General features: G+C 74.4%; 11 protein-coding genes. 6 read left to right on the top strand and 5 right to left on the bottom strand.

The window, feature by feature from the left end; all coding sequences use genetic code 11:
- Nucleotides 1-132 precede the first annotated feature (132 nt).
- Nucleotides 133-2310 (bottom strand): 4-alpha-glucanotransferase, encoded by a 2178-nt coding sequence (malQ, locus tag H9623_RS14185; RefSeq protein WP_193720685.1) that lies wholly within the window; start codon nucleotides 2308-2310, stop codon nucleotides 133-135.
- Between the two features lie 237 nt (nucleotides 2311-2547).
- Between malQ and H9623_RS14180 the strand changes: the two genes are divergently transcribed.
- A complete protein-coding gene (locus H9623_RS14180; protein WP_193720684.1) occupies nucleotides 2548-3723 on the top strand; it encodes a mechanosensitive ion channel family protein in 1176 nt (391 codons plus the stop codon).
- A gap of 29 nt (nucleotides 3724-3752) precedes the next feature.
- Here H9623_RS14180 and H9623_RS14175 read toward each other — a convergent pair whose 3' ends face one another.
- Together H9623_RS14175 and H9623_RS14170 are read right to left on the bottom strand one after the other, a co-directional pair.
- Nucleotides 3753-4271 (bottom strand): PTS sugar transporter subunit IIA, encoded by a 519-nt coding sequence (locus H9623_RS14175; protein WP_193720683.1) that lies wholly within the window; start codon nucleotides 4269-4271, stop codon nucleotides 3753-3755.
- A 9-nt stretch (nucleotides 4272-4280) separates the two neighbouring features.
- Nucleotides 4281-4511: a glucose PTS transporter subunit EIIB gene (locus H9623_RS14170; RefSeq protein WP_193720682.1), complete on the bottom strand. Its 231-nt coding sequence runs from the start codon at nucleotides 4509-4511 to the stop codon at nucleotides 4281-4283.
- A gap of 373 nt (nucleotides 4512-4884) precedes the next feature.
- On the opposite strand from H9623_RS14170, the gene ptsP reads away from it, so the two are divergent.
- The 5 genes from ptsP (at nucleotide 4885) to H9623_RS14145 (ending at nucleotide 10926) form a co-directional block, all read left to right on the top strand.
- The gene (gene ptsP, locus H9623_RS14165; protein ID WP_321575453.1) at nucleotides 4885-6576 is read left to right on the top strand and encodes a phosphoenolpyruvate--protein phosphotransferase; all 1692 of its coding nucleotides are present in this window, start codon (nucleotides 4885-4887) and stop codon (nucleotides 6574-6576) included.
- A 144-nt stretch (nucleotides 6577-6720) separates the two neighbouring features.
- Nucleotides 6721-7140 (top strand): globin, encoded by a 420-nt coding sequence (locus H9623_RS14160; protein ID WP_407671932.1) that lies wholly within the window; start codon nucleotides 6721-6723, stop codon nucleotides 7138-7140.
- A gap of 61 nt (nucleotides 7141-7201) precedes the next feature.
- A complete protein-coding gene (locus H9623_RS14155; RefSeq protein WP_193720704.1) occupies nucleotides 7202-8110 on the top strand; it encodes an acyl-CoA thioesterase in 909 nt (302 codons plus the stop codon).
- Between the two features lie 49 nt (nucleotides 8111-8159).
- Nucleotides 8160-9158, top strand: a complete 999-nt coding sequence (locus H9623_RS14150) for a DNA topoisomerase IB (protein WP_193720680.1) — start codon at nucleotides 8160-8162, stop codon at nucleotides 9156-9158.
- Nucleotides 9159-9210: 52 nt separating this feature from the next.
- Nucleotides 9211-10926: an SDR family oxidoreductase gene (locus H9623_RS14145; RefSeq protein WP_193720679.1), complete on the top strand. Its 1716-nt coding sequence runs from the start codon at nucleotides 9211-9213 to the stop codon at nucleotides 10924-10926.
- On the opposite strand, the gene H9623_RS14140 is transcribed toward H9623_RS14145, so the two are convergent.
- Entirely contained in the window at nucleotides 10907-11707 is an 801-nt protein-coding gene (locus H9623_RS14140) for a hypothetical protein (protein WP_193720678.1), read from the bottom strand. The genes H9623_RS14145 and H9623_RS14140 overlap by 20 nt on opposite strands.
- Before the next feature lie 115 nt (nucleotides 11708-11822).
- Nucleotides 11823-12329 (bottom strand): acyl-CoA thioesterase, encoded by a 507-nt coding sequence (locus H9623_RS14135; protein WP_193720677.1) that lies wholly within the window; start codon nucleotides 12327-12329, stop codon nucleotides 11823-11825.
- Nucleotides 12330-12360 lie beyond the last annotated feature (31 nt).

Genomic DNA, 12360 nt, shown 5'->3' with positions numbered 1-12360 from the left:
GGGGGGGGGGGCCCCCCCCCCCCCCCCCGGGGGGGGGGGCGTTCCCGGTACCTGCACCAGGTCGAGGGATCGCGTCGACGGAGAGGGCCGGAACCTCCTCCTCGACGACGGACCGCCGGCCCGGCGCCAGGGTCAGGACAGGGCCTCGCGCATGACCTTCGCGAGCGAGAGCAGCCGGGCGTTGTCGAACAGGTCCTCGAGCAGGACGACGTTGCCCGACGGGTCGCCCAGAGGCACCTTCCAGTTGGGGTACTCCTGGTCCGTCCCCGGCTGGTTCTGCGTCCGACGCTCCCCCACCGCGTCGGCGAGGGACACCCCGACCAGGACCGCCGGGGAATGCGTGACCAGGACGTGCAGCGCCTCGACGAGCTCGCGCTCGGACGGGTCCTCGCCGATCAGCCCCCGCTCCGTGAGCAGGGCGACCATCGCGTCCCGCTCGGCGCGCGCGACCTGACGGACGTGGGCGGCCGGCTCGGTGAGCAGGCCCAGGCGCTCGCGCAGGTCGACCTGCTCGCCCGCGAGATAGCCCGCGGTCGGTGGCAGGTCGTGCGTGGTGATCGTCGCCAGCGCCAGCCGGCGGTACGCCTCGGGGGCCAACGGACGCCCCGCCTCGTCCTTCTCGAACCACAGCACCGACGTCCCCAGGATGCCGCGCTCCGTCAGGTACTCGCGGACCCACGGCTCGAACACGCCGAGGTCCTCGCCGATCACGAGCGCCCCGGCACGCTGGGCCTCGAGGCACAGGATGCCCACGAGCGCCTCGTGGTCGTAGCGCACGTAGGCGCCGGCGTCGGCGCGCGCCGCCCCCGGGATCCACCAGAGCCGGAACAGGCCGATCACGTGGTCGACCCGGATCGCTCCCGCGTGCCGCAGGACCGTGCGCAGCAGGTCACGGAACGGTGCGTACCCGGCACGCGCCAGGGCGCGGGGATCCCACGGCGGCTGCGACCAGTTCTGCCCCTGCTGGTTGTACATGTCCGGCGGTGCGCCGACCGTCACGCCCCGGGCGAGCACACCGCGGTGCGCCCACGCGTCCGCGCCGTGCGGGTGCACGCCCACCGCGAGGTCGTGCATGATCCCGACCGACATCCCGGCGTCGAGCGCCGTGCGCTGCGCGACCTCGAGCTGCTCGTCGGCGACCCACTGCAGCCAGCAGTAGAACTCGACCTGGTCGTCGTGCTGCTCCCGGAGGGCGGCGACCGTCGGGGACGAGGGGTCGAGGGCCAGCGGCGGCCAGTCGCGGTCGCCGAAGTGGTCCGCCAGCATGCACCACGTCGCGAAGTCCTCGAGGCCCTTGCCCTGCTCGGCCCGGAACGCGTCGAACGACGCCTGGCGCGCGGTGGACCGGGGGGCCGCGAAGACGACCTCGAGCGCAGCCTTCTTGGCCTCCCAGGCGGCGTCACGGTCGATGGGCCCCGCGTCGGAGCTCAGGTCGCGGACCGGGTCGAACGACCACTCCACGAGCGAGCGGTCGGCGGCCGACAGGTAGCCCGTCTCGCGGACGTCCTCGACGCGGATGTAGAGCGGGTTCACGAACCGCCTGCTCGTGGGCAGGTAGGGCGACGGCGTCATGGGCGTGCGCGGCTCGGCCGCGGCCAACGGGTTGACCAGCACGAAGTCGGCACCGGCCCGGTGCGCGCCCAGCCACGCGAGGTCCGCGAGGTCCGCGAGGTCTCCCACGCCCCACGACGCCTTGGACCGCACCGAGTACAGCTGTGTCATGAGCCCCCAGGCCCGCCCCTCCCGGAGGGGCTCGGGGAGCTCGAGGCGCTGCGGCGTCACGACCAGCGTCGCCCGCGCCTGCGTGCCGTCGCTCGTGGCGTGGACCTCGTGCCAGCCCAGCGGGAGGTCGGCCGGGACGGCGAACGTCGCGCGCCCGATCGCCCGCCCGTCGACCGTGCGCGGCTCGACGTACGCGTCGACCTGAGCGAGAGCCCGACGTTCACGGACCGGTGGAGCGGTGGACCGGAACCCGTGCGCCTCGACGGGTTCGAGCTCGGCCCACACCTCGACCGGCGAACCGTCGGCGACGTGCACGGGGAAGCGGACCTCGTCGCCCTGGCGCACGACCAGGGTCGGGGGCAGCATCTGCCGCCACTCGTCGTCGACCGAGTGCTCGAGGCTGACCGCGACCTTCTCGGGAGAAGAGGCCGGCACGCCGAGGGCCTCGAGCACAGCGACGAGCGTCTGCGCGCTCACCTGGCGCTGCGTGCCGTCGAAGCCCCAGAAGTCCGGTGCGACGCCATGGGCAGCGGCCAGCTGGACCAGCGGTTCGGGGACCTCGGCCGAGACATGCTGTGGAACGCTCACGAGGGTGATCCTGCCAGAGCGATGCGGCGACGGCAGCGCTTGGGGCCGGTGTGGCGCGGGTGATGGGTGCCGGGGCGGCGCGCCCGTCCTGCCGGCGGGCCGGGTCCGGGGACGTGCACGTCGTTCTCGCGCGCCTCTCACACCGTCTTCGCGACCTGCGCACAGGCCCCGGTGAGGCTCGTCACGCGGGGCGGGAGACGTCGTCGGGCGGGCGGTCGCGGCAGGTAACCTGCCGGGATGGATTCTCCGACCCCGTCCCCCTCAGACAGCGTGGGCGAGCAGTTCGCGGACACGGCCAACGTCTGGCTCGAGTGGTTCCTCGGCACGCCCCTGCGGATCATCCTCATCGTCGTGATCGGCTCGATCCTGCTCGCGATCCTGCGCCGGCTCATCAACCGCGTCGCCGAGCACATCGCCGACGGCACACCGCTGACCGAGCGCCGTGGCATGAAGGGCCTGAGCCAGTCCGCGGTCGGCACGGTGCTGCTGCGGGCCAACCCGCTCGCGAACGCCCGCCGCGCCCAGCGGGCCCGCACGATCGGCTCGGTGCTGCGCTCGACCGTGAACATCCTCGTGGGCACCACGATCGTCCTCATGGTCCTGACCGAGCTGGGCATGAACATCGCGCCGTTCCTCGCGTCGGCCGGGATCGTGGGCGTCGCCCTGGGCTTCGGCGCACAGAGCCTCGTCAAGGACTTCCTGTCCGGCACGTTCATGCTGCTCGAGGACCAGTACGGGGTGGGCGACTCGGTCGACTTCGGTGTCGTGTCCGGCACGGTCGAGGAGGTCGCGCTGCGCGTGACCAAGGTCCGCGACGCCGACGGCACCCTCTGGTACATCCGCAACGGCGAGATCCTGCGCACGGGCAACAAGTCGCAGGAGTGGGGACGCGCCTCGGTCGAGGTGCACGTCGCCTACTTCGCGGACCTCGAGCAGGTCGAGCGGGTCCTGCGCGACGCCGGCCAGGAGGTCGCGGCGGACCCCGTCCTGGGGACGTACCTCCTGGAGCAGCCCGCCGTGTCCGGCATCGAGTCCATGACCCCCGAGGAGATGGTCCTCAGGGTCTCGGTCAAGACGCAGGCCGCGATGCAGAGCGAGGTCTCGCGCGCGCTGCGCACGACGGTCCGCGAGCGCCTCGCCGCGGCCAGGGTGCCCCTGCCCGGGGCGGAGGCCCCCGCCGAGGTCGAGGACGCCGCGGTACCCGACGCCGAGGTCCCGCCGCACGGCACCGCCCCGGCCCGGGGCGCGGCTCCGGCGACGGGCCCGCAGGACACCTTGCAGAACAGGGACACGGTGCAGAACGGCGACTCCGTGCAGCGGCGGGACTCGGTGCAGTCCCCGGGGCCGTCCGCCACGGCCCGCGACACGGGCCGCGACGCGATGGCCGATGACCCGTCGCAGCCGGACCGCTGACGGACCGCTGACGGGCCGCTGACGGGCCGCTAGGCCCAGGAGAGCACGGGCTCCCCGGCCCGGACCGCCCGGCCGGGCTCGACGAGCGTCGTCAGCGCGGCGGGGTCCCCCTGGAGCGCGACGACGGGACACACGGTCGGAAGGCCGAGCGCGGCCACGCGCTCGGGCTCCCACGACAGCAGGGTCGCACCGACCTCGACCTGGTCACCGGCCTCGACGTGGAGCTGGAAGCCCTCGCCGCCGAGCCGGACCGTGTCGATCCCGAGGTGCACCAGGACGGTGCGTCCCCCGGGCGTCTCGAGCGCGAACGCGTGCGGGAAGAGCGAGCCGAGGACGCCGGCCGCGGGCGCCACGACCGTCGAGATCCCGTCCCGGTCCACGGTGGGCTCGATCGCGAGCCCGGGGCCGACGAACTCCTGCGCGAAGACGGGGTCGGGGACGTCCGTCAGCGCGCGGACGGTACCGCTCAGCGGTGCTCCGACCACGAGGACCGGCTCGTCGTGCGACGAGCCGGTCCTCACGGGGCGTGCGGGACCGGTCGGGGGCATCTGCTCGCGTCAGCGCAGGGTGTCGAGCTCGGCAGCGAGGTTGTCGGCCTCCGGCCCCACGATGACCTGGATGACGCGGCCCGAGCGCACGACGCCGAACGCGCCCGTGGCCTTGAGCCCGACCTCGTCGACCAGGGCCGGGTTGGTCACCTCGACGCGCAGCCGGGTGATGCAGGGTTCGAGGTCGATCACGTTCGCCTGTCCGCCGAGCGCCTCGAGGATCTGCTGTGCCTTGCTCATCTACGAACTCCTGACTCGGTGCTGCGGGCGTCGTTGCCGGGGCCAAGGCCTGGGAACAGGCCTCTTTCCTCACACCCTAGTCTCGCAGCCGGTGCCCGGGCGGGAGAACAGCGGGCGATTTCACGGCCCGACGGCGCTGCTCGCCCGCCCGGGCGGGTCCGGCCGCGCAGGTCTCCCCCGGGCCCGGGGCGGGTCCTGCGGGCCGCGACCCGTGCGCGGGACCGCCGTGGCGCCGTCGGGCCTGCCGTGCCTCTTCCCGGAGAGAGCGACGCCTGCCACGGCCGCCCGCTTGGCGCTCCCCTCGCGCCTGAGGAACACTGCCAGAGAGGGACCCCGGCCGACCGCCGGGGTCGGGCGAGCTCAGGAGGACGTCGTGACCAGCGAGGAACAGCGGACGATCACCGGCATCGGGGTGTGCCCCGGAAAGGTCGTCGGGCCGGTCGTCCTCCTGCCCGAGCCGCTCGCCGAGCCCTCCCCCGGGCTCCGGCTGAGCCCCACGGCCGACCTGCGCGCCGAGGCCGACCGCATCCCGGTCGCGGCCGCGCAGGTGCAGGCCGACCTCGACCGCGCCGCGGCCGCCGCGACCGGGGACACGCGCGACGTCCTGGAGGCCACGGCCGCCATGGCCACCGACCCCACGCTCGCGGCCGACGCCGAACGACGGGTCGTCGAGGAGCACCTCGTCGCCGAGCGCGCGGTGTGGGAGGCCGCCGAGTCCGTGGCCCAGCAGTTCGAGGCCCTCGGCGGGTACTTCGCCGAGCGTGCGCGCGACATCGCGGACGTGCGCGACCGGATCGTCGCCGCGCTCTCGGGCCGTCCCGCCCCCGGCGTCCCGGACCACCCCGAGCCGTTCGTGCTCGTCGCGTCCGACCTGGCCCCCTCGGTGACCGCCGGGCTGGACCCCGCACGCGTGCTCGCGATCGTGACGGACGGGGCCGGGCCGACGTCGCACACCGCGATCGTCGCGAACGCCATGGGCATCCCTGCGGTCGTCGCCGCGGCCGGGGCCAGCGCGGCGCTCGTCGCCGGCGACGCGGTCCTCGTGGACGGGTCGGCCGGGACCGTGGTCGTGCACCCCACCGACGCGCAGGTCTCGGCGGCGCGCGCGCTCGCCGCGACCGTACGGACGTTCTCCGGGGAGGGACGCACCGCCGACGGGCACCGCGTCCAGCTCCTGGCCAACATCGGCGACCCGGCCGGTGCGGCGCCCGCCGCGGCGGCCGGGGCCGAGGGGGTCGGCCTCTTCCGCTCCGAGTTCGCGTTCCTCGACCGTGAGGAACCGCCCACGACCGAGGAGCAGGTCGAGGCCTACCGCACCGTCTTCCGCGCCTTCCCCGGCCGCAAGGTCGTGATCCGCACGCTCGACTCCGGGGCGGACAAGCCCCTGCACTTCCTGTCGGTCGACGACGAGGAGAACCCGGCCCTGGGGGTGCGCGGGCTGCGCACGGCCCAGAAGTGGCCCGACCTCCTGGAGCAGCAGCTCGAGGCGATCGCCCTCGCGGCCGCCGCCGAGGAGGCCGTCGTGTGGGTCATGGCACCGATGGTCTCGACCGTGGCCGAGACCGAGTGGTTCGTCGCGCGCTGCGCGGCCCACGGCCTGGGGACCGCGGGCGTCATGATCGAGGTGCCCAGCGCGGCCCTGCTCGCCGGGCCCGTGCTCGCCCGCGCGCACTTCGCGTCGATCGGCACCAACGACCTCACGCAGTACACGATGGCGGCCGACCGCCTCCTCGGCTCGCTCGCCGAGCTCAGCGACCCCTGGCAGCCCGCCGTGCTCCAGCTCGTGGCCGCGACCTGCCGCGGCGGCGACCTCCAGGGTCGACCCGTGGGCGTGTGCGGCGAGGCCGCGTCGAACCCCGTGCTCGCGTCCGTGCTCGTCGGGCTCGGGGTGTCCTCGCTGTCCATGACGGCCCGCGCGATCCCCGACGTCGCCGCCCTGCTGGGCGCGGTCACGGTCGCCGAGTGCCGCGAGGTCGCACAGCTCGCGCTCGCCGCCGAGAGCGCGGCCGACGCGCGAGCAGCCGTGCGTGCCGCCCTCCCCCAGCTCGACGAGCTGGGGCTGTGAGGAGCCCGACAGCGGCGAGCGTCACGTCACCCGGGTCCTCCGGCCGGTCCGACCGGGTGGGATGATGGCCGCGTGACCAGCGATCCTGTCCCCCACCCCGGCGGCTCGCCCGCGCCGCCCGGCAGCTCCCCCAGCGCCCTCCCGGTGAGCACCGCGGCTCCGCGCCTGCGCGAGTCCGTCGCGTCCTCGGACAGCCTGTACGACGCGATCGGGGGTCACGAGACGTTCGTGCGCCTCGTCGACGTGTTCTACGAGGGCGTCGCCGCGGACCCCGTGCTCAAGCCCATGTACCCCGAGGAGGACCTCGGCCCCGCCAAGGTCCGCCTGACCATGTTCCTGGAGCAGTACTGGGGTGGTCCCACGACGTACTCCGAGCAGCGCGGGCACCCGCGGCTGCGCATGCGGCACGCGCCGTTCAAGGTCAACCCCGACGCGCGGGACCGCTGGCTCGCGCACATGCGCGCCGGCGTCGACTCCCTGGACCTCGCCCCGCTGCACGAGGCAACTCTCTGGGACTACCTGGAGCGTGCCGCCCACTCGCTGATCAACACCTTCGAGGAGTGACGTGACCGACGTGACGGCCCCCCGCGCCGACCAGCCCGAGCAACGCGACCGAGCCCAGCCCTTGCGCACCAAGGTCACGGCCGACGAGCTCGCCCGCGACCCCCTGGGCAACCTGCTGCGAGCGCTCCAGCTCGAGGAGAAGCCCGCCGACGACTCCCGCTCCGACGGCGCCGACGTGCGCTTCGGCGGCCTGAGCGTCGACCAGCCCAACGCCCGGATCTACGGCGGCCAGGTCCTCGCGCAGGCGCTCATGGCCGCGGGCCTGACGGTCGACGGAGACCGACGCCCCCACTCGATGCACGGGTACTTCCTGCGCGCCGGGGACCTCGACGCCCCGATCGAGTTCGCGGTCGAGAAGCTGCGCGACGGGCGCTCGTTCAGCGCGCGCCGCACGCACGCCGTGCAGCACGGCAAGCCGATCCTGTCGATGATCGCCTCCTTCCAGGAGGAGCAGGACGGCGTCGAGCACACGTCGCCCATGCCCGAGGCCCCGGACCCCGAGACGCTGCCCTCGGCGTTCGACGAGCTGGGCGCGATCCCGCACCCCGCGGCGCGCTCGCGCTCGCACGAGTCGGCGTTCGACCTGCGGCACGTGGGCGGGTCGCTCTACCTGGGCCCGGGCGCCGAGCGCACCGACCAGCAGATGGTGTGGATGAAGGCCCGCGGCCCGGTCGAGGGCGACCAGCTCCTGCACCGTGCCCTCATGGCGTACGCGTGCGACCAGATCATGCTCGAGCCCGTGCTGCGCAAGACCGGTTCGAGCTGGGTCACGCCCGGTGCGTCGATCGCGAGCCTCGACCACGCCATGTGGTGGCACCGGGACGCCCGCGTCGACGAGTGGCTGCTGTACGTGCAGTCCTCGCCGAGCGCGCAGGGTGGCCGCGGCCTCGGCGCCGCGCGCGTCTTCACGCGTGACGGGCGGCTCGTGGCGAGCATCGCGCAGGAGGGCATGCTGCGGCTCCCGGTCTGAGGGCCTCGCTGAACGAGCGAGCCACCGGGACGCGGTGCAGGATGACCGGATGGTCCGCCTGCGCCGCGTCTCGCTCTCCTCCCCCGGGTACGGGCGCCGCCGCCACGGGAAGGGATTCTCCTACCTCGACGTCGACGGGTCACGCCTGACCGACGCGGACGAGGTCGCACGCTGCACCCGGCTGGTCGTCCCGCCCGCCTGGACCGAGGTCTGGATCTGCCGCTACCCCGACGGCCACATCCAGGCGTTCGGGTACGACGACGCGGGCCGCGGCCAGTACCTGTACCACGAGCAGTGGCGCGAGCGCCGGAGCCGCCGCAAGTTCGACCACGTCCTCGCGGTCGGTGCCCGGCTGCCCGCCGCGCGCCGTCGGGTCGCCAAGGACCTCGCGCTGGACGGCATGCCGCGGGACAAGGTCCTCGCGCTCGCGTTCCGGCTGCTGGACCTCGCGTACTTCCGCGCGGGCAGCGAGACGTACGCGAAGCAGAACGGCAGCTACGGGCTCGCGACGCTCCGCACCGAGCACGTGCGCGTCCGGCGCGACGGCTCGGTCCACTTCCACTACCCCGCGAAGTCGGGCCAGGTGCGCGACGTCGTCGTCGAGGACGACCACGTCCGCGAGGTCGTCACGACGCTCGTACGGCGTCGCGGTGCGCGCGACCTGCTCGCGTGGCGCGAGGAGACGCCCGACGGCGTCGTGTGGCACGACGTCACGAGCACCGACGTGTCCGCCTACCTCAAGGAACGCCTGGGCGAGGACGCGACCGCGAAGGACTTCCGCACCTGGCACGCCACGGTCCTCGCGGCCCGCGCCCTGGCCGACGCCGGTGACGCGCCGCGGTCCGCACGCGACCGTCGGGCCGTGGTCGCGGGCGTCGTGCGCGACGTCGCCGACGAGCTCGGCAACACGCCCGCCGTCGCACGCTCGTCGTACATCGACCCTCGTCTGATCGACCTCTGGGAGCGCGGGCAGACCGTCGCGCCGTTCCTGGGACGGCGTCGGAGCCAGGCCGCCGCCGAGCGTGCCGTGCTCGACCTCCTCGGGTGACGGGGACGGCCGGTCGCGAGTCACGCGCACCCGCGTCACCATGGGGAGCACCATGACTCCCGACGACGCCGCTCCCCCACAGCCCGCACCGCCCGCGCCCGCCGACGCGCCCGCGCCCGCCGACGCGCCCACGACGACGCCGACGGCCTCCGGCCCGGCCCTGACCGTCGCGGTCACGGGCGTCACGGGCTACGTCGGGGGCCGGCTCGTCCCCGAGCTCCTGGAGGCCGGGCACCGGGTGAGGGCCCTGGCCCGCCGTCCCGAGCGCCTGGCCGGGCGCGACTGGGCCGAGCGCGTCGACCTGGTCCGCGCCGACGCGTCCGACCTGGACCAGATCCGCGAGGCGCTGCGCGGCGCCGACGTGGCGTACTACCTCATCCACTCGCTGGGGACGGGCCGCTCGTTCGCGGCCCGCGACCGTCGCACCGCGCTGACGTTCGCGCAGGCCGCCCGCGAGGCGGGCGTCGGGCGGATCGTCTACCTGGGCGGCCTGTCGCCCGACGTCGACGACTCCGAGCTGTCCCCGCACCTGGCCTCGCGCAAGGAGGTCGGCGAGATCCTGCTCGCCTCGGGGGTCCCGACGACGGTGCTCCAGGCCGCGGTGATCCTCGGCTCGGGCTCGGCGTCGTTCGAGATGATGCGGTACCTGACCGAGCGCCTGCCCGCGATGACGACGCCCCGCTGGGTCGACAACCGGATCCAGCCCATCGCGATCCGCGACGTGCTGCGCTACCTGGTCGGCTCCGCGAGCATGCCACCGGACGTCTCGCGCGCGTTCGACATCGGTGGCCCGGACGTCCTCACCTACCGTCAGATGATGCAGGGCTACGCGCAGGTCGCGGGGCTCCCCCGCCGCCTGATCGTGAGCGTCCCGGTCCTGACGCCGCGCCTGTCGAGCCACTGGGTGGGCCTCGTGACGCCCGTCCCCGCGAGCATCGCGCGCCCGCTGGTCGAGTCGCTCGTCCACGAGGTCGTGTGCGACGAGCACGACGTCGCGCAGTACGTCCCGGACCCTCCCGAGGGTCTCATCGGCTTCCGGCGCGCGGTCGAGCTCGCGCTCGAGCGCATCCACGACGGCGAGGTGACCACGCGCTGGTCCTCGGCCGCGGTCGAGGGCGCCCCGAGCGACCCGCTGCCCTCCGACCCCGACTGGGCGGGCGGCTCGCTCTACGTCGACGAGCGTCGTCGTGTCGTGGACGCCCCGGCGGACGTCCTGTGGCAGGTCATCGAGTCGATCGGCGGGCAGCGCGGCTGGTACTCGTGGTCGCTCGCGTGGCGCGTGCGGGGCCTGCTGGACCGGTTGTCGGGCGGTCCGGGTCTGCGGCGCGGCCGTCGCGACGAGCGCACGCTCGTGGTCGACGACGTCCTGGACTTCTGGCGCGTCGAGGCGATCGAGCCGGGGCGTCGTCTGCTGCTGCGCGCCGAGATGCGGCTCCCGGGGCTCGCGTGGCTCGAGCTGCGCGTCGACGAGGCGGCCGTGGAGATCACGGGGCCCGACGACGTCGGGCCCGCTCCCGAGGAGGCGTCCGGCCCGGACCGGAGCTACTTCGCTCAGCGGGCGCTCTTCCACCCGCACGGGCTTGCCGGGCAGGCCTACTGGTGGGCGGTCAAGCCGTTCCACGGCGTGGTGTTCGGAGGCATGCAGAAGAACATCGCCGAGGCCGCGGAACGGGCGGCCCGCGCCGGGAGCTCGGCCCCGCGTGCTGCGACGCACCCGAGCCCTCGTCCCCCGGAGCCGTCGAGGAGGTTCACTCCTCGAGCGCGCTGAGCATGCGGTCCACGAGCGCGAACGCGGTCTCGCTCACGACCATCCCGGCGAGCGTCACGTCGGTGAGGTCGGCGTAGTCCTCGATGAGCTCCCGGATGTCCTCGTCGAGGATCCCGGGCCGGTGCACGGCCCCGCGGGCCGGGACCGCCCCCGAGACCAGGTCGAACGTGAGGGACGCGATCGCGGCCACCAGGGGGTCGTCGTCCGCGACCAGTCGGGCGATCGCCGCGCGACCGGCGGCCGAGGTCGCGTCGCCCGTGACGGCCTGGAACGCGAGGAGCGCGACCTGCAGGGTCCGCGGACCGTCGAGGAACGAGCGGTCCAGCGCGGGCAGGACCTCCTGCGCGGCGAGCAGCACCTCGAGCTGGAGGTCGACCTGCTCGGCGGGCTCACCGGGCAGGTGCGCGGCGCCCATGGTCAGCAGCAGGAGCGCCACCCCGCTCCGCACGTCCTCCGCCAGGCGCTCGTCGCGCACCATGGCCGTGAGGACGCGCAGCGCGGGGACCGACACCTCGTAGAGGGCGCCCTCGTAGTTCACGACCTGCCACAGCAGGTCGAGCGCCTCGTCCTGCTCGGCTCCGGGGGGCCCGACGACGGCACGCACGAGGTCCGGCAGCACGTCTGCCGCGCCGAACGCCCCCTGGTAGGCAGCCCAGTCCACGACGTCGAGCTCGGCGTCGACCTCCGAGACGGCGGCCTCGGACCGGTGCACGACGGGCAGAACGACGGGGAGCTCGGTGCTGACGGCCGCGTCAGCGCCCACAACCTCTACGGTGTCCACGCGCGCATCATGACATCTACCAGGGGCATCCGTCACGGCCGGGTTCGTCACCGGCCCTTCGACCGTCTCGTCCCGGCGCCGGGAGCGCCGGCGGGCAGGACGTTCCGCGGCCCCCTCAGCGGCCCCGGCGGCGGAACTCGAGCGGCTCCTCGACGAAGGGCTGCCAGGCGGCCCGCTCGGCCTCGGTGATGCGCCGCGGCGCACCCGTCGCCGCGTCGACGACCACGATGGTCGTCGCAGCCTTGGCGTACGGGCGGCTCCCGATGGCCGGACCCGTGCGCCCCGGTCCCTCGGGCCACTCGGTGTGCACCTCGTAGCAGACCTCGAGGCTCGCGCCGCCGAGGTGGCCCAACCACATCTCGACCCGCACCGGGCTGCGCGTGAACCCGAGCGGCCGCAGGTACTCGATCTCCTGCCGGGCGACCAGGGTGTGCGAGGTCGCGTGGGGCCCGGTGTCGAGCACGGCCGTGGGCCAGCTCTCCTCGATCGAGGCCTCCGGGTGACGCCAGAACGCCGTGATGCGGGCGTCCTCGAGGAGCCTGAGCATCTCGACGTTGTTGACGTGCTGGTAGGCGTCGAGGTCGGACCAGCGCAGGGCGACCGGGACGTGCAGGCGAGTCATGGAAGTCCTTCCTTGGCGAGAGGTTCGCGCC

It is taken from the genome of Oerskovia douganii (assembly GCF_015142735.1).
GTDB classification, from domain to species: domain Bacteria; phylum Actinomycetota; class Actinomycetes; order Actinomycetales; family Cellulomonadaceae; genus Oerskovia; species Oerskovia douganii.
This window is presented reverse-complemented; position numbering and strand designations above follow the sequence as displayed.

What these genes read in the sequence shown, in the direction of transcription:
- H9623_RS14180 (WP_193720684.1), top strand. Translation starts at nt 2,548, where the DNA reads ATGGATTCTCCGACCCCGTCCCCCTCAGACAGCGTGGGCGAGCAGTTC.
- H9623_RS14175 (WP_193720683.1), bottom strand. Translation starts at nt 4,271, where the DNA reads ATGCCCCCGACCGGTCCCGCACGCCCCGTGAGGACCGGCTCGTCGCAC.
- H9623_RS14170 (WP_193720682.1), bottom strand. Translation starts at nt 4,511, where the DNA reads ATGAGCAAGGCACAGCAGATCCTCGAGGCGCTCGGCGGACAGGCGAAC.
- H9623_RS14150 (WP_193720680.1), top strand. Translation starts at nt 8,160, where the DNA reads ATGGTCCGCCTGCGCCGCGTCTCGCTCTCCTCCCCCGGGTACGGGCGC.
- H9623_RS14145 (WP_193720679.1), top strand. Translation starts at nt 9,211, where the DNA reads ATGACTCCCGACGACGCCGCTCCCCCACAGCCCGCACCGCCCGCGCCC.
- H9623_RS14135 (WP_193720677.1), bottom strand. Translation starts at nt 12,329, where the DNA reads ATGACTCGCCTGCACGTCCCGGTCGCCCTGCGCTGGTCCGACCTCGAC.